Here is a 21,360-nt window from a genome sequence, read left to right on the forward strand (position 1 = left end):
CTCCCCCGTTACCCCGTTACCCGACCGCCCTGCCGTCGGTTCTCACGAGGCGTGCGACGCACCGGGAAAGTGGTGCGCCAGGAACTCGTTGCGGAAGGTGCCCGTGGGGTCGGACCGGGCCACCAGCCGTTCGAAGTCGCCGTAGCGTGCGTACAGGCTCCGCAGGGTCTCGGGAGTGGTGGTGAACAGCTTCCCCCAGTGCGGCCGGGCGCCGAACGGTGCCAGTGCGTCCTCGATCGACCGAAGCACCGGGATGACCGCGTCGGTGTCCGGCAGCCAGGTGAAGTGGAAGGCGACGGAGTCCCGGCCGTGCGCCGGGCTGAGCCACAGGTCGTCGGCGGCGACGGTACGTATCTCCGAGATCCGGAGCAACGGTGCGATCCGTTCCTTGAGCCGGTCCAGGGCCGCGAAGGCGGCTGCGGCGTCGGACCGGGCCACGAAGTACTCCGACTGCAGTTCCTGTCCGCTGCTCGGGGTGAACTCGGGCCGGAAGTGCGGCAGACGGGTGTGCCAGGCCCCGGGCTCACCCTGCTGCGCGGTGCAGTTGGCGGGCGGCATACCGGGAACCGGATGACGTGGCCCGTCCGCGAGTGACGCGCCGAGCCACCGGGGCGGCGCCGTACGCGGACCTTCGTCGCCCATCCGTCGCTTGACCCACACCTGGTCGATCGGGCCGTCCTGCCAGGAAGTGAAGAGACTGACGCTGTACGCCTCGGACATGACCTCGTCGAAGTGGCTGCGCACGTGTTCCCGCGGCAGTCCCTCGTACACCCATTGCCGCATGTCGAAGGCGGGTACGAGGTCGAGGGTCAGACGGGTCACCACGCCGAGGGCGCCCAGCGAGACGACCGAACCGGCGAAGTCGGAGTCGGGCCTGGTCAGTTCCGCGGTGGCACCGTCGGCCGTGACCAGTTCCAGCGCACGGACGGCGCCGGCCAGCGAACGGTTGCCGACGCCCGAACCGTGGGTACCGGTCGCGCAGGCACCGGCGACCGAGATGTGGGGCAGCGAGCCCAGATTGTGCAGGGCGAAGCCGCGCCGGTGCAGCTCGCCGGTGAACTCGCCGAACCGTAGTCCCGCGCTCACGGTGACCGACCGGGCCTCTTCATCGATCTCCAGGAAACGGGGCAGCCCGGCCACGGAGACGAGATCGCCGCGGGTGTCGGCGACGGTGTTGAAGGAGTGGCGGGTGCCCAGGGCGCGTACCGCGCTCGCCGAGGCCACCGTCTCCTGGAGTTCGGCCAGGGAACGCGGGGTGCGCAGTCGGCGCGCGCCGAAGGTGACGTTACCGGCCCAGTTCGTCTCACCGGGGGTCACCGCGTGTTCCTCCGTCTCACGGAGAGTCACGCTCCGTGCCGCCGAACGCGCTCAGTACGGCAGCGGACGCCCTGAGGGGGTGCGCAGGTCGAGCGGGGGCGGCCCCGAGGGGGGCGGCGGACGACGGACGATCCTGATGCGGCCCACTGCCACCACCTCCTATTGGTCAACCGGTATCTGCCCACGCAGCCGGTCTTCAACCTTCCGTCCCCGCTGCGTCGCCACGGCCGGCGTACGTGTGCGGACGGTCCGGATGCGGCCCGGCCGATGTGCGGTGACCCTGGATGGGTGGGGGCGCCGAGGCGAGGAGGATCAGCCATGTCCGCGTTGGACAAGCTCAAGAGGATGCTCAAGGGGCATGAGGCCCAGGCAGGCAAGGCCGTCGACAAGGGCGGTGACATGGTCGACGACAGGACGAAGGGCAAGTACAGCCAGCACGTCGACACCGCGCAGGACAAGCTCAAGCAGCAGCTCGGAACGGACCGTGACCAGGACGGGCCGCCCCGCACCTGACGACACCGCCCCGGCCGCACTCCCCACGTCGGCCGTTGTTCACGCGTAGCTGCGCGTCGCCGCAGCACGCCGCTCCGACCTCCACGGCGTTTCCGCCGTGGAGGTCCGGCGTGCTGCGTACGACAGCGAAATCGGAGCAGCCGATCTCGCTGTCGCGGGAAAGAACGTGGGGTCGTCCGGCGGTTTCTTGTTATTGTCCCGGCCGCACCGCATCTCCCGGGTGTGGGAAGTGACAGAACAGGACCCCGGAAGAGTGAGCACAGTATGGGCGAGGACTACGGAACGGCGCTGATCACTGCGGCGCGGAGCGGCGATCAGCGGGCCAAGGACCGACTCGTCGCGTCGTGTCTGCCGTTGCTGTACAACATCGTCGGCCGTGCGCTGGACGGTCACGCGGATGTCGACGATGTCGTGCAGGAGAGCGTGCTCCGCATGCTGCGCGGTCTCCCCGGTCTGCGTGACCCGGAGAGTTTCCGCTCCTGGCTGGTGGCGATAGCCATGAACGAGATACGGGGGCATTGGCGGGACCGCACGACCGGAGCCCTGCCCTCCGATCGCCTCGACGACGCCCACGACCGGGCCGATCCGGGCGCCGATTTCGTCGACCTGACCATCCTGCGGCTCGGGTTGACCGGACAGCGGCGCCAGGTGGCCGAGGCGACACGGTGGCTGGACGAGGACGACCGGGCCCTGTTGTCACTGTGGTGGCTGGAGACTGCCGGGCAGCTGTCCCGCGCGGAGGTCGCCGCGGCACTCGAACTCTCCCCGCAGCACACCGCGGTCCGGGTCCAGCGGATGAAGGCCCAGCTGGAGGCGTCCAGGGTCGTGGTGAGCGCGCTGGGTTCGGACCCACGCTGCGTGCTGCTGGCGGACATCGTCGGCGAGTGGGACGGGGTGCCCTCGGCACTCTGGCGCAAGCGTCTGGCCCGCCACGCCCGTGGCTGCACCGTCTGCTCGGGGCACGGCTCGGGGCTTGTGCCCGCGGAGGGTCTGCTCGTGGGGCTGGCGCTGGTGCCTCTGGCAGCTTCTGTGACAGGCGTTGCTCCGGAGCTGGTTCCCACGGCCGCCGCGCACACGACCGTGCATCCCACGAACACTCCACATCCCACGCACACCTCACATGCCACCGCCGCCTCGCATGCCGACGCCGCCATCCATCCGTCCGGGCCCGGACGGGCGGAGCGCAGGCGCGGCCAGGTCCGGCGCCGCCGCCGCAACAGCGTCGTGGCGGCCGTGGTCGCGGTCGCGGCCCTGGGCACCGGCGGTGGCGCCGTACATCTCTACGCCACCGACGACGACCACCGGGACCGGAACGAGGACTCCGTGACGGCCGTTGCCCCCGCCGACCGTGCCCGTTCCTCGGCACCCGCCCCGACGCCGTCGCACCCTGCGTCCTCGGCACCGTCCTCGCCCACCGCTTCGCCGTCCCGGAATCCGTCCCGCAGTGCCGAGCCCACCGCGAGCAAGAGCGCCCGGCCCGAGCCGAGTTCGGCGGCTCCCGCGCCGAAGCCCGCCCCGCCGGCCCCACCCTCCATATCGGAGCAGGTCACCGAGCTCGTCAACACCGAACGTGAGAAGGAGGGCTGTGCCCCTGTACGTGGCAACGGCCTGATGTCCACGGCCGCGCAGGGGCATTCCGCCGACATGGCGACCCGGAACTACTTCTCACACACGTCCCCCGACGGCACGGATCCGGGTGATCGCCTCACCGCGGCCGGCTACCGCTGGAGCACGTACGGAGAGAACATCGCGAAGGGCCAGCGCACCCCGGCCGATGTGATGAGCTCCTGGATGGACAGTCCGGGGCACCGGGCCAACATTCTCAACTGTTCGTTCAAGGAGATCGGCGTCGGGATGCGGAACACCGGGAGCGGGCCGGTGTGGACCCAGAACTTCGGCGCTGCCGGATGAGCTGTTGACCATGCCCAGGACGCGCTGTCGGGCCTGCGGTTTCGCCGGTACGCGGGTTCCGCGGCCGAGCGTCGGCTGCGCGGGCGGCCGTTGAGCTGTCGTCGGCCGGACTTCCCCGGTCGCACACGGAGAGACTGGCGGCGCGTCCGTCGGCCCTCGACGACACACGCGGGGCACCGCGGCTCGCGGGAGCCGTCCTGGTGTGACTCCGCATCCGGCGTCGGGCGTCGGCCGACGGCTCCCTAGGATGTGGCCATGATCGCGGAACTGCAGTGCGTGGTGCTGGACTGCCCGGCTCCGAGGGAACTCGCGGAGTTCTACGCGGGGGTGCTCGGGGGCACCGTCGACCGGCCGGACGGACGGTGGTCGCTCGATGAGGGGTGGTCGACACTGCACACGGCGGCTGGGCTCGTGCTCGCTTTCCAACGGGTCGTGGACCACCGGCCGCCGCGGTGGCCCGATCCCGCACGGCCCCAGCAGTTCCATCTGGATTTCGCCGTCACGGATCTGGACCTGGCCCAGGAAGGGGTGCTGGCGCTGGGGGCGACCGTGCTCGACGGCGGTCCTGAGAAGCGCGGCTGGCGGATCTACGCCGATCCCGCGGGCCACCCGTTCTGCCTGGTGCGTCACTGACCGGATACGAGAGAGGGAAGAACGATGAACGCCCCGCACGTGCGGCACGCCCGCCCGGCCGACCTTCCGGTGGTCGTCGCCCTGGTGGCCGAGCACGCGGCGTACGAGCGGGCCGCCCCGCCGGCCGCCGCTCTGGAGCGCCGGCTGGCCCTGCTCCTCTTCGAGACGCCGTCGCCCCGGCTGCGGTGCCTGGTCGCGGAATCGCCCGACGGCGAAGTCGTCGGCTACGCCACCTGCGTACCGGAGATCTCCACCTGGGACGGCGCCGAGTACCTCCACATGGACTGCCTCTTTCTGCGCGACAGCACCCGGGGGCAGGGCCTGGGAGCTCTGCTGATGGACGCCGTGGTCGCCGAGGCGCGCGGGCTCGGCCTCACGGAGGTCCAGTGGCAGACACCCTCGTGGAACGAGGGCGCGATCCGCTTCTACGCACGGCGGCCCGGCGTGCGTTGCCAGGACAAGGTCCGCTACACGCTGCCGGTCGGCCCTCCGGTCACCGGGTGAGCAGGGTGAGCGCGGTGCAGGCGCCGATCGCCGCGCTCACAACCAGAGCGGAAGCGGCCACGCAGCGCGCCCTGAGCTGCTCGTAACGCTCGGTGTACTCACCGCGCAGCTCGGCGGCCCGGCCGGTGACACGCGTCAGCGATTCACGGCAGAGCGTCAGCCGGTCCATGAGGTAGACGCGCTCCACGTCCTCGCGCTGCGCCGTGGTGAGCCAGGGCAGTTGGCCGGTGAAGCGGCGGGCTTCCCGGCGCGCCTCCTCGACCTCGGCGTTCCACAGCAGATAACCCTCCATCTGGGCCAGTCCCCGGGCGCTGTCCTTGTCGGGTTCCACCAGTGCTCCTCTCGTCGGGCCGTCCCGGTCCGGGCGGCCGCCCCCTCACGCCTGCTTGTCCCCGGGCGCCACGGTCACGGAGGCGGCGGTGCTGTTGGCGGCGTCGTCCAGCACGCGGACCGTGGGGTGGTGCAGGTCGAACGCCGGGGATTCGGAACGGATCCGCGGCAGGGTGACGAAGTTGTGCCGCGGCGGCGGGCAGGACGTGGCCCACTCCAGCGAACGGCCGTAACCCCACGGGTCGTCGACCTCGACCTTCTTGCCGTACTTGGCCGTCTTCCAGACGTTGTAGAAGAACGGCAGCATCGACAGGCCGAGCAGGAACGAGGAGATCGTCGAGATCGTGTTCAGCGCGGTGAAGCCGTCAGCGGCGAGATAGTCCGCGTATCGACGCGGCATTCCCTCGGCACCGAGCCAGTGCTGCACCAGGAACGTGCCGTGGAAGCCCACGAACAGCGTCCAGAACGTGATCTTGCCGAGCCGCTCGTCCAGCATCTTGCCGGTGAACTTCGGCCACCAGAAGTGGAATCCGGCGAACATCGCGAAGACCACGGTGCCGAATACCACGTAGTGGAAGTGCGCGACGACGAAGTACGAGTCGGAGACGTGGAAGTCCATCGGGGGCGAGGCCAGGATGACACCGGTCAGACCACCGAAGAGGAAGGTGACGAGAAAGCCGATGGACCAGAGCATCGGTGTCTCGAAGGACAACGACCCCTTCCACATCGTGCCGATCCAGTTGAAGAACTTCACACCGGTCGGTACCGCGATCAGGAAGGTCATGAACGAGAAGAACGGCAACAGCACACCGCCGGTGACGTACATGTGGTGGGCCCACACAGTCGCCGAAAGTCCCGCGATGGCGATCGTCGCGGAGATCAGACCGATATATCCGAAGATCGGTTTACGACTGAACACCGGAATGATCTCGCTGACGATTCCGAAGAACGGCAGAGCGATGATGTACACCTCTGGATGGCCGAAGAACCAGAAGAGGTGTTGCCAGAGCAATGCGCCGCCATTGGCCGCGTCGAAGACATGCGCACCGAATTTCCGGTCCGCCTCCAGCGCCAGCAGAGCGGCGGCGAGGACCGGGAAGGCCAGCAGGACCAGGACACCGGTCAGCAGGACGTTCCAGACGAAGATCGGCATGCGGAACATCGTCATGCCGGGTGCGCGCATGCAGATGATCGTGGTGATGAAGTTGACCGAACCGAGGATCGTGCCGAATCCGGAGAACGCCAGACCCATGATCCACATGTCGCCGCCGATGCCCGGCGAGCGGACCGCGTCGGTGAGCGGGGAGTAGGCGAACCAGCCGAAGTCGGCCGCACCCTGCGGGGTGAGGAAGCCGGCCACCGCGATGATCGAGCCGAAGAGGTACAGCCAGTACGCGAACATGTTCAGCCGCGGGAACGCCACATCGGGCGCGCCGATCTGGAGCGGCATGATCCAGTTCGTGAATCCGGCGAACAGCGGTGTCGCGAACATCAGCAGCATGATCGTGCCGTGCATCGTGAACGCCTGGTTGAACTGCTCGTTCGACATGATCTGCGTGCCGGGACGGGCCAGCTCGGCGCGCATGAAGAGCGCCATCAGTCCGCCGATGCAGAAGAAGGCGAACGACGTGACCAGGTAGAGCGTGCCGATCGTCTTGTGGTCGGTGGTGGTCAGCCACGTGATGACGACATTCCCCGGTTCCTTGCGCCGTACCGGCAATTCATCCTGGTAGGCGGCATCGTCTTCCACCGGTTGTGAGGTGTCCCTCGTCGTCACTGCGACGCTCCTTCGGTCGACGGCCAGTTGCGGACTCGGCGACCAGAATGGACCCGTTACGTTCGGTGCGGTGGGACATCTCTCCCAGCACTGCGCGAGCGCGCACGAAGGACACTCAAATGGCCCAGGGGCATGACACACGCAGACCGTCCGATGCGCCCGGCGTGCGGGTACGGCCGTCGAGCGCTTCCGGGAGCGTGGTCAGGGCGCTCGTCTGCGCAGATCGAAGACGCGGCGCCCGGAGACCTTGCCGCTCAGGACATCCTCGATCGAGCTGTTGACGTCGCCGAGGCCGCAGGTCTCCCGGACGACTCCGGTGCGGCCGAGACGGCGCAGTGGGAATACCTCGGCAAGGTTCTCGCGTGCGCCGACGATCGAGCCGACGACCTTGGTGCCGTTCAGCAGCGCGCCGAGGACGGGGAGTTCGACCTACCCCTCGGCAGGAAGTGCCGCCGGCACGAAGGCTCCCCCCTCGGCGCCGCGCACCATGAGCCGGGCCGAACGAGTCGTTGCCCGCGTGCAGGGAGATCGCCGCGTCCGCGCCGCCGGTCGGTCCTGCGGGTCTCCTCGACGCGCGCGTGAGGAGTGTCCCGGCGGCGCACGCACGGGACGGTGCGTTTCCGGCTACCCGGCCGCCCAGTCGCGCATCGCCTGGGCCGAGGCGAAGTCGGCCACGTCCTTGTCCAGCGGTTGGTCGGTGTACTGATGGATACGCCACGACGCCTCGATACGCGGTTTGCCGCTGGTGACGAAGTCGGCGATCCACAACCCGTCACCCGCGTACGAGGTCGTGTCGTACTGCAGCCAGAACGAGCGGTTGCAGTACAGCAGGACACGGTTGTGGGGCCGCAGGCGTTTCACCTCACGGATGAAGCTGTCCTTCTCCACGTTGCTCGCGCGGGTGCCGTCGCCGGTCTCCTCCCAGTCGACAGCGAGCAGCTCACCGGCCTTCTCGGGCGCCTTGCTCAGGAAGTACGCGGCCTGCTCCGCCACGTTCCCGGGCCACAGGAAGTGGTAGAAGCCGACGACGCATTCGGCGTCTCTCGCCCGCTTGACCTGGTCTTCCAGTGCCGGATTGACGTACGAGCGGCCCTCGGTGGCCTTGATGAACACGAAGTCGAGGCCGTCCGTTTCGAAGGACGACTGATACGCGCTGACGTCGACGCCGTGCAGCATGGATACCGCCTCCACATGGGGATCCGAGGTTCCGGTTGTTGCCCTGGTATGTGCCCGCCGAGGTCCCGCCCCATCCGCGCCGCCGAGGGGAAACCGGTCGGCCACCGTAGGGACTTTTGTTCGGATCACGCCGAGCCCGGCCCAAATCGAGGACGCTCGGAATAGTGCTCGCCGGTGCGCGGTTGGTGATGCGACGAGACCACTTTCTCCACGCAGTCAGCATCGGAAGGTCGGACCCATGAAGATCGGCATCATCGGAGCGGGCAACATCGGCGGCAACCTGACCCGGCGGCTCACCGCTCTCGGGCACGAGGTGTCCGTGGCCAATTCGCGTGGCCCGCAGACGCTCGCGGCACTCGCCGAGGAAACCGGCGCCACCCCGGTCCACGCGTCCGAGGCAGCCCAGGACGCCCAGGTCGTCGTGGTGACCGTTCCCCTCAAGGCGGTGCCCGACCTGCCTTCGGGATTCCTCGACGGCGCGGCACCGGGCGCCGCGGTCATCGACACCGGCAACTACTACCCGCAGCAGCGTGACGGCAGGATCGCCGCCATCGAGGACGGGCTGACCGAGAGCCGGTGGACCGAGCAGCAGATCGGCCACCCGGTGATCAAGGCGTTCAACGGCACGTACGCCCAGGACATCCTGGACCGGGGCCGTCCGCAGGGCAGCCCCGGCCGCCAGGCGCTGCCGGTCGCCGGTGACGACGCGGCGGCCAAGCAGGCCGTGCGCGACCTCATCGACGAGCTGGGCTTCGACACCGTGGACGCGGGCGGGCTGGACGAGTCGTGGCGCCAGCAGCCCGGCACACCCGTCTACGGGAGCCAGGGCGATGTCGACACCATCATGAAGGCGCTGGCAGAGGCTTCGCCGGAACGTACCGCGGAGTGGCGCGCCTGACTCCGAGGGGCGCGAGCGGCCGGTGAAGGAGGTCTTCGCCGTTGTCCACCGGTCGGCCATGGCGGGGGCCTCCAGGGCGTCCCGCCCCGCGCGCCGCCCGCGCACCGAAGTGCCGCCCTCCGCACAGCCGGACGAAGCTACTCGCGAGTAAGGTGTGGGGCCCGGGGCGCCGGCTCCACGGTCCGTCCGGCCCCCGGCGGTGGACCGGGACGGCCGTGGACAAGGAGTCGCCCCATGCCCCGCACCCGTCGCACCATGTCCGTGTCGGACAGCATCGTCGTCCACGCCGCCCCGGCGGACGTGTACGAACAGCTCAGTGATCCCACCGCGATGGGACGCTGGAGCCCGGAGAACCGGGGAGCGACGGTACGCGGCGAACGCCGTGGCGCGTACGTCGGCATGGTCTTCGACGGCCGCAACAAGCGCGGCGCGGTGCGCTGGACGACCAGGTGCACGGTGACCGCCGCCGACCCCGGTGAGCGCTTCGCCTTCCGCGTCCACGCGATCGGCGCCCGGCAGCCGCGGCTACCCGGCCCGATCGCCACCTGGGAGTACCGCTTCGAGGCGGTGGACGGGTCCACCAGGGTCACCGAGACCTGGACCGACGACCGGCGCGCATGGCCTGACCTCCTGGCCAACGGCTTCGACCGGATCGCGACGCGGGGGCATACGTTCGCGGAGTTCCAGCGCCGCAACATCCGTACAACTCTGGAGCGCCTGAAGTCGGCGCTGGAAGCCGGTGAGACCTCCTGAGGGATGTCCCACGATCCCCGGCGGACACCCCCGTCAGGCCCGGCGCGCGGGTCAGTCCCAGTGCGCGGGGCGGGTCAGGGACGGCGGAAGCCTGGTCGCCGCGTCGCCCTTGGCCGCGTTGAGCTGGGCCTGGGTCAGGAACAGACTGCCGGTCAGGTCGGCGCCCGCGAGGTCGGCGTCGCGGAAGTCGGCGCCGATCAGGTCGGCGAGGCGCAGGTCGGCTCCGGAGAGATCGGCCGCGATGAGATAGGCCCCGCGCAGGTCCGCACCGCGCAGATCGGCGCCCTTGAGCCGGGCCCCGATGAGGTCGGCGCCGCGGTGGTCGCGCTTCTTGCGGCGGGGCGCGCTCGCCCGCACAAGTGCGCTGGTCCGCAGCAACAGGTCGGAGATCCCGCCCCGGTACGCCGCCACGTCCAGTTCGGCCAGGGCTTCGGCTGAACCGTCGCTGTGACGTTCCGTCGCTTCGATGGCGCGCCGGATCTCGGGATGCAGTGACGCGGCGGCGGACAGCGTGAGCGCCTCGGTGAGGTACCAGAGCAGTTCCCGCAGTTGGCGCACCACCGGGAACACCTGGAACATCTGCTGGGCGGTGTCCGGGGACGACCGCCAGTCCTGACCGGCGTACGTCTCCTGGGAGACCTTCTGCCCGGCGCCGAAGCAGTCGTACACCGTGCAGCCGGAGAAGCCCTTCGGCCGCAGTCGGGTGTGGATGCCGCAGCGGAAGTCGTCCTGGAGGTTGGGGCAGGGCCGCCCGGCGTCCTTGTTGATCGCGAAGTCCGCCGACACGGTCAGCGTCAGGGCGACACAGCACAGCCCGAAGCAGTTCGCGCAGTCCGCGCGCAGTGCGGCCCGCCCGGTGTCGGGTGCGGCGCTCGGATCGTTGTCGGTCACGGGGCGCGGTTCCTCTGTCTGGAGTGCAAGGGGCATCACGCGGATCACGTGTCCGGGGTGAGAGAGGGCCAAGTTTATCCGGGCGTCACCCGGACGCGCCGCGCCCATGACCGCCGGGCGGTGAGTCACTCACCGTAACGTCCCGTCTCGCCCTGTTCCCCAGGCGAAAGAGCCTCTCTTCATGCATGAACGTTTTCTGGCTGCCCCCGGTTCCGTCGGCAGTCGCCGTCCGCTCGCGCGCCGGCTGGTCGTCTCCCTGCTTCTCCCGCTGCTGACCGTCGTGGGCAGCGCCCTGGTCGCCCCCGGCAGCGCACTCGCCGCTCCGGCGGCAGGCCCGTCGCTCGCCCGTGCGACCGGTCCTTCGTTCACCTTCGCCCTGACGACGGTTCCGGATGCGCCGTGCACCAGTGGCGATCCCGTTGTCTGCGCGATCCGCGAGATGACACCGGAGGAGAAGGCGCAGGCCCGTGAGGTCCGCGTGCGGTACCACCAGTTGCTGGACGAGATGGAGTCGGTCGAGCAGCGGATGCGCGAGGAGGGCCGTTCGGACGAGGAGATCGCCCGGGTCCTGGTGACCATGCGCAATGAGGCCAAGGACATCACTCGGGCCGGGATGTCGCCCGAGGCGGTCGCCATGCTGGAGGCGCGCAACCTCGCGAAGTACGGCAATCCCCTGGGGCCGACGGCTGATCAGCAGTACGCCCGGTACGGCAGTTGGGCCAAGGTCATCGACGCGGCGACCCGCAGCAGCGCGGCAGTCGACCAGGAGCTGGGGCTGGAGCCGCGTCACTGATGTCCCCGGCCGTGCTTCAGGACTACGACAGGTACGGCAGGCTCTGGGTCCTGGACCCCGAGAGCGGGCGCCTCTCCCCCGGCCCCGCCGACGCCTTCGCGCGACCTGCCGGTGAGCGGATCTGCCACGGCTTCGTTCACGTCCTGTCGCACGACACCGGTGACGGCGCCGCCCTGTACGCCGCGTCCTCGACGCTCTGGCTGCAGTACGGCGCCGAGCGGTGGGACGCCGAGGCGGCTTCCGTCCGGTGCGCCTCGCGGCCGGACGGGAGCCGCCTCCTTACTGTCACCGGCGGCCTCGACGGGCCGCCGTGGGAGAGGGTTCTGCCCGCGCCGGCCCTTGGCCCCTTCGACCCGGCGTACGACTGGACCGACATGCTCGCGGACGACTTCTTCCTCTGGGTGACCGAGCAGCTCTCCGACGCCCGGCACCGGGGCGTGCTGCGCGAGCACTATCTGAAGGGCTTCACCCCGGTGTGACAAGGGCTGCGCCCCTCCTCCCCGTTCCGGGCACGTCGCGTTGTCAGTGGCGCGGCGCACACTGGACCTCAGTGCGGAACCGGCGAAGGGGAATGGGATGGGCGCCGAGGAGGAGACCGGGTTCGAACCCGCCACCGGGGACGGTCCGCCGCCCCTGGGGGTGAGCGACGGGGCCATCGACGTCGACCGGGCGGCCGCGGTGCGGGCCGCCTCGGTACGGACCGCTTTCGAGGGGCTGCTCCAGATCCGCCGGCTGACCAACGCCGGGCAGGCCGATCCGGAGGCTGTGCCCGCCAAGTGGGAGCTGCGTCGGACGGTACGGGCCGTCGCGCTGGTCCTGGAGGCTTCCGGGGCGACTCCCTCCGCCGTCGACGCGTCCGGGCGGCGCACAACGGCCGGGTATCGCGTGCTGGAGGGCGAATCCCCGGGCACGGCACGGGTGGAGTGGGCCGGCCCACCGGGGAGCGGAGCCGTTCATGAGGAAGAGGAGTCGCTGCCCCGGTGCGCCGACGCGTTGCGACGGCTGGGCTGGACGGCGCTGCTCTACCGGGGGCCGCGCCGGAGGCGGTTCCTGGAGGTGGAGCCTCCTACCGGTGCCACGCGCGGGAAGGGCGTGTGAGGCGGGCGACCTGCTCTCCGGGGCGGGACGGCGCGACCGCGGAGCGGCGTTGTCAGACCCATGGGGGATGCTTGCCGGTCCGACACCTCTGACCAGGAGATGCTGAGATGGACAAAGACGAACTGGCCGCCGCCCAGGCGTACATCCGGTTACTGGAGGCCACCCGGGCCGCGCTCTCGGACCCGGACGACGCACCGCTGTACCTGCCGTTGCTCACCTCTCCGATGGAGGAGGCGGACCGGGCCCTCAGCGGCGCGGGACTGACGGGCAACGAGGACAAGCTGTTCGCTCTGGTACGGGCGTTGCGGCCATGTCTGTCCGTCAGCGACCGCTGACCGGTGAGCCCGGCCGACCTACCGGCCGGTGCGATGGTGGCGCTCCACGGCGCCGGAGTGCCTCATCGCGGAACCACGCAGTGCCGGGGAGCGACTCCGGCCGGCCCTGCGCGACCTCATGGTGAATTGATTCAAAATCCTCCGAAACTTGGCTGACTGCTTGACTAGCAGCAAGAACGGAATCTAGCGTACGTTGCTGATGAAACGATTCACATCCGGGTCGCCAGCGGTCGCCGGATGACTCCGCTTACGAGGTGTTCATGTCTGATGTGTCGGCCGTCAAGGCAGCTCTCAAGTCCCAGGTGATCGAGACGCCGTCGTGGGGCTACGGCAATTCCGGGACCCGCTTCAAGGTGTTCGCCCAGCCAGGTGTGCCGCGCGACCCGTTCGAGAAACTTCAGGACGCCGCCCAGGTGCACGCGTTCACCGGTGTCGCCCCGAAGGTCTCCCTGCACATCCCGTGGGACGAGGTCGAGGACTGCACGGCGCTGACCCACCACGCCGAGGACCTCGGCCTGCGGATCGGTGCGATCAACTCCAACGTCTTCCAGGACGACGACTTCAAACTGGGCTCGGTCACCCACCCCGATCCCGCGGTCCGCCGCAAGGCCATCGACCATCTGCTCGCCTGCGTCGACGTCATGGACGCCACCGGCTCCCCCGACCTCAAGCTGTGGTTCTCCGACGGCACCAACTACCCCGGCCAGGACGACATCGCGGGCCGTCAGGACCGGTTGGCCGAGGCGCTGACCGAGGTCTACGACCGGCTCGGCGACCACCAGCGGATCCTGTTGGAGTACAAGCTGTTCGAGCCCGCGTTCTACACCACGGACGTGCCCGACTGGGGCACCGCCTACGCCCACTGCCTCAAGCTGGGTCCGAAGGCCCAGGTCGTCGTGGACACCGGTCACCACGCCCCCGGCACCAACATCGAGTTCATCGTCACGTTCCTGCTGTGCGAGGGGAAGCTCGGCGCGTTCGACTTCAACTCCCGCTTCTACGCCGACGACGATCTGATGGCCGGGGCCGCGGACCCGTTCCAGCTGTTCCGGATCATGCACGACGTGGTCAAGAACGGCGGTCTCAGGACCGAGACGAACGTCAACTTCATGCTCGACCAGTGCCACAACATCGAGGCCAAGATCCCGGCGGTCATCCGGTCGGTCACCAATGTCCAGGAGGCCACCGCCAAGGCGCTCCTGATCGACACCGTGGCCCTGACCGCGGCTCAGCGTTCCGGTGACGTACTCGCGTCGAACGGTGTCCTCATGGACGCGTACAACACCGACGTACGGCCGCTGCTCGTCGAGGTGCGCGAGGAACTCGGCCTGGCCGGTGACCCGTTCGCCGCCTACCTCGCCTCGGGCAACCAGGAGCGGATCGCCGCCGCCCGGGTCGGTGGCGATCAGGCGGGCTGGAGAGCCTGAGCCACTTTCCAGCCCCGACGTCCACGTAACCGACCGGCCCTCGTCCGGGCCGCCTCCCGAAGGAATCCTCATGACGTCCGCGACGCGTGCCGCAGTCGCCGCGCTCCTGGACCGCGCCCATCGGATCGGCTCCGATCCCCCGCAACACCAACTACGCGGGGGGCAACACCTCGGCCAAGGCGACCGGGACCGATCCTGTCACCGGCGGCGAGGCCGAACTGCTCTGGGTCAAGGGCTCGGGCGGTGACCTCGGCACGCTCACCGAGGCCGGTCTCGCCGTACTCCGTCTGGACCGGGTCCGCGCGCTCAGGGACGTGTACCCGGGGGTGGAGCGTGAGGACGAGATGGTCTCGGCGTTCGACTACTGCCTGCACGGCAAGGGCGGCGCCGCTCCGTCCATCGACACCGCGATGCACGCGCTGGTCGACGCCGCGCACGTGGACCATCTGCACCCGGACTCCGGTATCGCGCTGGCGTGCGCGGCCGACGGCGAGAAGCTGACGGCGCAGTGCTTCGGCGACACGGTGGCCTGGGTGGGCTGGCGCCGGCCCGGCTTCCAGCTCGGTCTGGACATCGCCACCGCCAAGGAGGCCAATCCGCAGGCCGTCGGCGTGATCCTGGGCGGTCACGGCATCACCGCCTGGGGCGACACGTCGCAGGAGTGCGAGCGCAACGCGCTGTGGATGATCCGTACCGCCGAGACGTTCCTTCAGGAACACGGCAGGGACGAGCCGTTCGGGGCCGTGCTGCCGGGCCGGGAGGCCCTGGGCGAGGAACTGCGCCGGGAGCGGGCCGCCGCGCTCGCGCCGGTCGTCCGGGGGCTCGCCTCCACCGACCGTCCGCAGGTCGGCCACTACAGCGACGCCGAACCGGTCCTGGACTTCCTGGCGCGTGCCGGACACCCGCGGCTCGCCGCGCTGGGCACCTCCTGCCCGGACCACTTCCTGCGGACAAAGGTCAGGCCGCTCGTCCTGGACCTGCCGGCCGACGCACCGCTGGACGAGGCGATCGGCCGGCTGAGGGAACTGCACGCGGACTATCGCGAGGAGTACCGCGCCTACTACGAACGGCACACCGTCCCCGGCTCCCCCGCCATGCGCGGTGCGGACCCGGCGATCGTGCTCGTGCCCGGAGTCGGCATGTTCTCGTTCGGCAAGGACAAGCAGACGGCCCGGGTCGCCGGGGAGTTCTACCTCAACGCCATCAACGTGATGCGTGGCGCCGAGGCCGTCTCCTCGTACGCGCCGATCGAGGAGCGGGAGAAGTTCCGCATCGAGTACTGGGAGCTGGAAGCGGCGAAACTGCGCCGGATGCCGAAGCCGAAGGCGCTGGCGACCAGGGTCGCTCTGGTCACCGGCGCCGGATCGGGCATCGGCAGGGCCATCGCCCGGTGGCTGGTGGCGGAAGGTGCCTGTGTGGTGGTCGCGGACCTGAACGCCGAGAACGCCGCCGCGGTGGCCGAGGAACTGGTCGGGGCGGACAACGCGGTCGCGGTGACGGTCGACGTCACCGGCGAGGAGCAGATCGTCGACGCGTTCAAGGCCGCCGTACTCGCCTTCGGCGGTGTGGACCTCGTCGTGAACAACGCCGGGGTCTCCATCTCGAAGCCGCTGCTGGAGACGACGGCGCGGGACTGGGACCTCCAGCACGACATCATGGCGCGCGGTTCGTTCCTGGTGTCGCGCGAAGGGGCCCGGGTGATGCGGGCACAGGGGCTGGGCGGCGACATCATCTACATCGCCTCCAAGAACGCCGTGTTCGCGGGCCCGAACAACATCGCGTACTCCGCGACCAAGGCCGACCAGGCCCACCAGGTACGGCTGTTGGCCGCCGAACTGGGCGAGCACGGCGTCCGGGTCAACGGCATCAATCCGGACGGGGTGGTGCGCGGCTCGGGCATCTTCGCCGCGGGCTGGGGCGCCCAGCGCGCCGCGACCTACGGCATCGAGGAGGAGAAGCTGGGCGAGTTCTACGCCCAGCGGACCCTGCTCAAGCGAGAGGTGCTACCCGAGCATGTGGCCAATGCCGTCTTCGCGCTGACCGGTGACGATCTCACCCACACCACCGGGCTCCACATTCCCGTCGACGCCGGTGTGGCGGCGGCCTTCCTGCGCTGACCACGCGCGGCGCGGCCCGGACACGGATCGGGCGGCGCCACCCGGATCGGATGAGATCTTCATGCCTGTCGCTTCACGGAACGACCCGGTCTTCGCCGCTGTGGACCTCGGTGCCACCAGCGGCCGGGTGATCACCGCGAGAGTGGGGCGCGGCGCGCCGGTGCTGACCGAGGTGCACCGCTTCCCCAACACTCCGGTCCGGCTGCCGGACGGGCTGCGCTGGGACGTCCTCGCCCTGTATCAGGGCATGCTGGACGGTCTGCGCACGGCCGCGCGCAGCGGTCCGGTCGCCTCGATCGGCATCGACACCTGGGCGGTCGACTACGGCCTGCTGGACGCCGACGGGGCCTTGCTCGGGATGCCGTTCCACTACCGCGACAGCCGCAACGCGGAGGCCGCGGCCCGGGTGCTGGCGCGCTGCGGTGCGCGGGAGTTGTATGCGGTGAGCGGGTTGCAGCAGCTGGCGTTCAGCACGGTGTTCCAGCTGGCCGCGCACGGCGGGGCGGCGCAGTGGCGGTCGGGGCGGACGCTGCTGCTGATTCCCGATCTGCTGGTGCACTGGCTGACCGGCACGGTCGGGGCGGAGATCACCAACGCGTCGACGACCGGGCTGCTCGACGCACGCGGCGGGACCTGGTCCGATGCGTTGATCGACCGTCTCGGGCTGGACCGCGCACTGTTTCCGCCCCTGCGTGAGCCGGGTGACACGGCCGGAACGCTGCTTCCCCATGTCGCCGAGTTCACCGGCCTGCCCGCCGGTACGCCGGTGACGACGGTCGCCTCGCACGACACGGCGTCGGCGGTGGCCGCGGTGCCGGCGACGGAGCCGGGATTCGCGTACATCTCGTGCGGCACGTGGTCCCTTGCGGGGCTGGAGCTGACGGATCCGGTACTGACCGAGGAGTCGCGGGCGGCGAACTTCACCAATGAGCGGGGCGTCGACGGCACTGTCCGCTACCTCCGCAACATCATGGGCATGTGGCTTCTGGAGGAGTGCCGCCGTACCTGGGACCGGTCCGGTACGGCTACGAGCCTGGCCGCACTCCTCGCCCGGGCGGCGCGGGCGCGGCCGTTCGCCGCGGTGATGGACCCCGACGATCCGTCGTTCCTGGCACCGGGTGACATGCCGTCGCGGATCGACGCCTTCCTCGTACGGACCGGACAGGCTCCACCGGACAGCCGGGGCGGCTATGTGCGGTGCGTGCTGGAGAGCCTGGCGCTGGCCCATCGCCGGACGCTGCGGCAGGCCGCTGAACTGGCGGGGCGCGAGGTGAACCGGATCCATCTGGTCGGCGGCGGTTCGCGCAACGAACTGCTCTGCCAGTGGACCGCGGACGCGACCGGCCTGCCCGTGACGGCGGGGCCCGCCGAGGCGACGGCTCTCGGCAACATCCTGCTGCAGGCACGCGCCCAGGGTCTGGTGGGCGATCTCCCCGATCTGCGGCGGCTGGTCGCCCGTACGCAGGAGTTGCGGCACTACAGCCCGCTCGGCGACCGACGGGCCTGGGACCGGGCGGCGGCGCGACTGGAACACGGCTGAGCGGCCGGGGTGGCGACGGGCGGGACCCTGGGCGGGTGGGGCGAGGTCCCGGGCAGACGCCGCAGGGTCCGTGGGTGGGGTACGTGAGCGGGTCCACGGGCGGGGTACGCGGGCGGGCGTCTCAGGGTCCCGGGCGAGGTGCGGCCTGCGCCCGCTCAGGCGAGCCCCAGTTCCCGCTCACCCGGTCCGAGCGGGGCGAAGAAGCGGGCGACGTCGCTGTCGGTGACCTCGGCGAGGACGGCCGGCTTCCACTGCGGGTTCCGGTCCTTGTCGATGATCTGGGCGCGTACGCCCTCCACGAAGTCGGGCTGCTCGAAAGCCCGGCTGGAGACACGGAACTCCTGGTCGAGGACGGCCTCCAGGCTGTCGAGTGCACCCGCCCGGCGCACGGCGGCCAGGGTGACCTTGAGCGCGGTGGGCGACTTCGCCAGGAGCGTGCGGGCGGTCTCTTCGGCGGCCGGTATGCCACGGATCCGGAGCCGTTCGGCGATCTCCTCGACCGTGTCCGCGGCATAGCAGGCATCGATCCAATGGCGCTGAGCGGCGAGCTCGCCGACAGGCGCGTCGGACGCGTCGGACGCGTGCCGCAGCACCGTACGCGTCACCTCGTCCGGCGTGGCACTCACGGCGAGGGCCGCGGCGAGTTCCGGCAGGCGCTGTGACGGTACGAAGTGGTCGGCGAGGCCGCACAGCAGCGCGTCGGCCGCGCCGACGGCCCGCCCGGTGAGCGCCAGATGCGTACCCAGTTCCCCGGGTGCCGCGGCCAGCAGATGCGTGCCGCCGACATCGGGCACGAACCCGATTCCGGTCTCGGGCATGGCCACCCGCGATCGTTCGGTGACGACGCGGATGCTGCCGTGGGCCGACACACCCACGCCGCCGCCCATCACGATGCCGTCCATCAGTGCCACGTACGGCTTGCGGAATCGGGCGATCCGGGCGTTGAGGCGGTACTCGTCGCGCCAGAACTCCAGGGAGGCCCGGCCGCCGGCGCGTGCGTCGTCGTGGAGGGTACGGATGTCACCGCCCGCGCACAGACCGCGTTCCCCCGCCCCGTCGATCACGACCGAGGTGACCGCGTCGTCGTGCTCGGCTCGGGCGAGGGCCGCGTCGACGAGCCGCACCATGACGTGGTTGAGGGCATTGAGCGCTCGCGGCCGGTTCAGCGTGATGAACAGGGCGTGGCCCTCGGTGTGCAGCAGGACGGGGTCGTCATCGTTCATGAGTGCGCTCCGGTCAGTGGGGCCCCTGGGCGGACTGACCGCCATTCGCGGACGATCTTTCCCTGCCCATTCTGCGACGGCCGCGCCGGGGGCAGGACAGGGAGGTGCGCAAGGGGCAGGACGGGGCAGGACGCAGCCCCGGCCGGACGGCCGCCGGAGGAGAATGACCCACTACCAACGGCGACAAGATGACTCAGCCCCGGGTTCCGCTCGACGACGGAATCCCAGCCAGTGGACCCATGTCCGCCTCCCCGGCTCGCCACAGCACCCCCGGCCACTGGATGAGGTGGAGCGTGTTGGCGCCGGGACGGTTCCCGAGGCCGGGGACCGCGGGACCGCACCGGTGAGGGGTGTGCCGCACCACCGGAAGTAGTGCGGCACACCCCTCGACGGGCTGCCCTCACACGCTCGTTCGCCCGGTCTCACGCGGCGCGAGGTGCGATCCGCGCGCCCCGTGTGCCCGACGGAACAGCGTCAGTTCTGGGCGGTACGACGCTTACGGACGGCCCAGAGGATGCCGCCGCCGGCGAGCAGAACCGCCACTGCGGCGCCACCGATGACCGGCGTGGCGGACGACGAGCCGGTCTCGGCCAGGTCCGGCGAGCTGGGGCTCGGAGAGGGCACGGCGGGCGCGGACTCCGAAGGCTTCTCGCTGGGGGTCTCGCTCGGCTCGGGAGTCGACGTGGTCGGGGTCTCCGACGGCTTCGTCTCGGTGGGCGTGGGGGTGGGCGGAGGCGTCTCGTCCTCGCACACCGGGGACGTCTCGGTCAGGTCGCGCGAGAACTTGCCGCCCTCGCTGCCGTCCTTGACGACGAGCCGGACGGTCACTTCCTTGTCGTGCGCGGGCAGCGTGAGCTTCTTGTGGAACTCGCGGCCGAACGTCTCTGTCGGCAGCAGGTCCTTGCCATCCACAGTGACGGTCACCGTGTTGGCGACGTCACTCGTGTAGTTGGTGAGGTCAACGCTCACATCAGAGCAGGTCACGGCCCAGGTGGGGGTGTGAGCTGCGGCCTGACCTGCGGAGATGACCCCACCGGTCAGACCGACGACCGCAGCGGCCACGAGTGCTCCCGCGCCACGCCACGATCTCCTGGGTATGGTCATGGATTCTTCCTCCAGATGAATCTCATCGCCCGAATGGCGGTGGGGCGCACAGTACTGCCATCGCCCCCGCGCGACACACCCACCCCGCACGTCACGGGATAGCCCAACTATTCCCATACCACCGCTACTTGAGACAAGGCGGACACGCACCTCCGAGGAGTACCTGCCGGGTGTGGCTCGATGAGAGAGTGGGCAATGAACGCATCTGTTGTCGCACGCGCGACCGATCCTGGAGCCTCGACCCGTTCTATGCGATTGCTGTTGATCCGTCACGGCCAGACGCCGTCCAACCTCGGCCATTTCCTGGACACGGCATTTCCGGGCCCCGGTCTCACCGAACTGGGCCTGCGCCAGGCTGCCGCGCTGCCCACGGCACTCGCGCAGGAGAACATCGACGCGTTGTACGCCTCGACCCTGACGCGTACGCAGCTCACCGCCGCGCCGCTCGCCGCCGAGCGAGGTCTGGAGGTGCGCATCCGCGACGGCATCCGTGAAGTCTCGGCCGGCGAGCTGGAGATGCGCGCCGACGAAGAGGCGATCGAACAGTATTTGACGACCTCGTTCGCCTGGGCCGCCGGTGACACGGTGCGACGGATGCCGGGAGGCGAGAGCGGGGCCGAGGTCCTGGCCCGCTTCGACTCCGTGGTGGCCGAGGCCGCTTCGGACAGCGCCCCCGGCACCTCCCGGACGGTGGCACTGGTCAGCCATGGCGCCGCGATCCGGATGTGGACCGCGGCCCGGACACGGAACGTCACGGTGGAGTTCGCCGCCGAGCACGCCCTCGACAACACCGGCGTGGTGGTGGTCGAGGGCAGTCCCGACGAGGGCTGGTCGACCCTTTCCTGGGCCGGGACCGTTGTCGCCCCGGCGACCGCGAGCGGCCGGGAGGACGGCGGTCCCGCCGGCCGCACCCTTCCGGACCTCGGCGGCTGAACGGGCCGTATCAGCGCGCTTCGTGGGCGAGGGACATCAGAACACCTTGTGCGTGAGCGCGGTAATCAGAGCGCCTTGTGCGTGAGC

Annotated in this window: 20 protein-coding genes and 1 pseudogene; 14 read left to right on the plus strand and 7 right to left on the minus strand. The window is 70.1% G+C overall.

Annotated elements, in window-relative coordinates; translation table 11 throughout:
• Nucleotides 1-42 precede the first annotated feature (42 nt).
• Complete coding sequence (locus tag OG413_RS29510) at nt 43-1,317, minus strand: FAD-binding protein (RefSeq protein ID WP_266810960.1); 1,275 nt, start codon at nt 1,315-1,317, stop codon at nt 43-45.
• 318 nt (nt 1,318-1,635) lie between these two features.
• Here OG413_RS29510 and OG413_RS29515 point away from each other — a divergent pair, with 318 nt between their 5' ends.
• The 4 genes from OG413_RS29515 (at nt 1,636) to OG413_RS29530 (ending at nt 4,878) form a co-directional block, all read left to right on the plus strand.
• Nucleotides 1,636-1,830, plus strand: coding sequence for an antitoxin (locus tag OG413_RS29515; RefSeq protein ID WP_266810962.1), 195 nt, complete (start codon nt 1,636-1,638; stop codon nt 1,828-1,830).
• 264 nt (nt 1,831-2,094) lie between these two features.
• Complete coding sequence (locus tag OG413_RS29520; protein WP_266810964.1) at nt 2,095-3,741, plus strand: sigma-70 family RNA polymerase sigma factor; 1,647 nt, start codon at nt 2,095-2,097, stop codon at nt 3,739-3,741.
• Between the two features lie 255 nt (nt 3,742-3,996).
• Nucleotides 3,997-4,374: a VOC family protein gene (locus OG413_RS29525; protein ID WP_266810965.1), complete on the plus strand. Its 378-nt coding sequence runs from the start codon at nt 3,997-3,999 to the stop codon at nt 4,372-4,374.
• Between the two features lie 24 nt (nt 4,375-4,398).
• Nucleotides 4,399-4,878: a GNAT family N-acetyltransferase gene (locus tag OG413_RS29530; RefSeq protein WP_266810967.1), complete on the plus strand. Its 480-nt coding sequence runs from the start codon at nt 4,399-4,401 to the stop codon at nt 4,876-4,878.
• On the opposite strand, the gene OG413_RS29535 is transcribed toward OG413_RS29530, so the two are convergent.
• From OG413_RS29535 to OG413_RS29545, 3 genes are all read right to left on the minus strand, one after another.
• A complete protein-coding gene (locus OG413_RS29535) occupies nt 4,868-5,209 on the minus strand; it encodes a hypothetical protein (RefSeq protein WP_266810968.1) in 342 nt (113 codons plus the stop codon). The two genes, OG413_RS29530 and OG413_RS29535, sit on opposite strands and share 11 nt — an antisense overlap.
• Nucleotides 5,210-5,254: 45 nt before the next feature.
• The gene (ctaD, locus tag OG413_RS29540; RefSeq protein WP_266810969.1) at nt 5,255-6,985 is read right to left on the minus strand and encodes a cytochrome c oxidase subunit I; all 1,731 of its coding nucleotides are present in this window, start codon (nt 6,983-6,985) and stop codon (nt 5,255-5,257) included.
• A 624-nt stretch (nt 6,986-7,609) separates the two neighbouring features.
• Nucleotides 7,610-8,161 carry a GH25 family lysozyme gene (locus OG413_RS29545; RefSeq protein ID WP_266810970.1) on the minus strand — a complete coding sequence of 184 codons (552 nt, stop codon included), beginning with the start codon at nt 8,159-8,161 and terminating at the stop codon, nt 7,610-7,612.
• Here OG413_RS29545 and OG413_RS29550 point away from each other — a divergent pair.
• Nucleotides 8,160-9,059 (plus strand): NADPH-dependent F420 reductase, encoded by a 900-nt coding sequence (locus OG413_RS29550; protein ID WP_266810971.1) that lies wholly within the window; start codon nt 8,160-8,162, stop codon nt 9,057-9,059. The two genes, OG413_RS29545 and OG413_RS29550, sit on opposite strands and share 2 nt — an antisense overlap.
• 234 nt (nt 9,060-9,293) lie before the next feature.
• On the plus strand, nt 9,294-9,812 hold the full coding sequence (locus OG413_RS29555) for an SRPBCC family protein (protein ID WP_266810972.1): 519 nt from the start codon (nt 9,294-9,296) through the stop codon (nt 9,810-9,812).
• 51 nt (nt 9,813-9,863) lie between these two features.
• Here OG413_RS29555 and OG413_RS29560 read toward each other — a convergent pair whose 3' ends face one another.
• Nucleotides 9,864-10,703, minus strand: a complete 840-nt coding sequence (locus OG413_RS29560) for a pentapeptide repeat-containing protein (protein WP_266810973.1) — start codon at nt 10,701-10,703, stop codon at nt 9,864-9,866.
• Between the two features lie 181 nt (nt 10,704-10,884).
• Here OG413_RS29560 and OG413_RS29565 point away from each other — a divergent pair, with 181 nt between their 5' ends.
• The 7 genes and pseudogenes from OG413_RS29565 to OG413_RS29595 all read left to right on the plus strand — a co-directional run bounded on the left by OG413_RS29565 (nt 10,885) and on the right by OG413_RS29595 (nt 18,013).
• The gene (locus OG413_RS29565) at nt 10,885-11,496 is read left to right on the plus strand and encodes a hypothetical protein (protein ID WP_266810974.1); all 612 of its coding nucleotides are present in this window, start codon (nt 10,885-10,887) and stop codon (nt 11,494-11,496) included.
• Nucleotides 11,496-11,975, plus strand: a complete 480-nt coding sequence (locus OG413_RS29570) for a hypothetical protein (protein ID WP_266810975.1) — start codon at nt 11,496-11,498, stop codon at nt 11,973-11,975. Before OG413_RS29565 ends, OG413_RS29570 begins: the two co-directional genes overlap by 1 nt.
• A 97-nt stretch (nt 11,976-12,072) precedes the next feature.
• Nucleotides 12,073-12,594, plus strand: a complete 522-nt coding sequence (locus OG413_RS29575) for a hypothetical protein (RefSeq protein ID WP_266810976.1) — start codon at nt 12,073-12,075, stop codon at nt 12,592-12,594.
• Between the two features lie 107 nt (nt 12,595-12,701).
• On the plus strand, nt 12,702-12,929 hold the full coding sequence (locus tag OG413_RS29580) for a hypothetical protein (protein ID WP_266810977.1): 228 nt from the start codon (nt 12,702-12,704) through the stop codon (nt 12,927-12,929).
• A 260-nt stretch (nt 12,930-13,189) separates the two neighbouring features.
• On the plus strand, nt 13,190-14,356 hold the full coding sequence (gene rhaI / locus OG413_RS29585; protein WP_266810978.1) for an L-rhamnose isomerase: 1,167 nt from the start codon (nt 13,190-13,192) through the stop codon (nt 14,354-14,356).
• Nucleotides 14,357-14,426: 70 nt separating this feature from the next.
• Nucleotides 14,427-16,473: pseudogene (locus tag OG413_RS29590) on the plus strand (bifunctional aldolase/short-chain dehydrogenase).
• A gap of 61 nt (nt 16,474-16,534) precedes the next feature.
• Nucleotides 16,535-18,013: a rhamnulokinase family protein gene (locus tag OG413_RS29595; protein ID WP_266810979.1), complete on the plus strand. Its 1,479-nt coding sequence runs from the start codon at nt 16,535-16,537 to the stop codon at nt 18,011-18,013.
• Between the two features lie 155 nt (nt 18,014-18,168).
• Here OG413_RS29595 and OG413_RS29600 read toward each other — a convergent pair whose 3' ends face one another.
• Nucleotides 18,169-19,236 carry an enoyl-CoA hydratase/isomerase family protein gene (locus OG413_RS29600; protein WP_266810980.1) on the minus strand — a complete coding sequence of 356 codons (1,068 nt, stop codon included), beginning with the start codon at nt 19,234-19,236 and terminating at the stop codon, nt 18,169-18,171.
• Between the two features lie 474 nt (nt 19,237-19,710).
• On the minus strand, nt 19,711-20,340 hold the full coding sequence (locus OG413_RS29605; protein WP_266810981.1) for an LAETG motif-containing sortase-dependent surface protein: 630 nt from the start codon (nt 20,338-20,340) through the stop codon (nt 19,711-19,713).
• Between the two features lie 249 nt (nt 20,341-20,589).
• Between OG413_RS29605 and OG413_RS29610 the strand changes: the two genes are divergently transcribed.
• Nucleotides 20,590-21,273, plus strand: a complete 684-nt coding sequence (locus OG413_RS29610; RefSeq protein WP_266810982.1) for a histidine phosphatase family protein — start codon at nt 20,590-20,592, stop codon at nt 21,271-21,273.
• The last annotated feature ends 87 nt before the right edge of the window (nt 21,274-21,360 follow it).

It is taken from the genome of Streptomyces sp. NBC_01433 (assembly GCF_026340105.1).
Classification (GTDB): domain Bacteria; phylum Actinomycetota; class Actinomycetes; order Streptomycetales; family Streptomycetaceae; genus Streptomyces.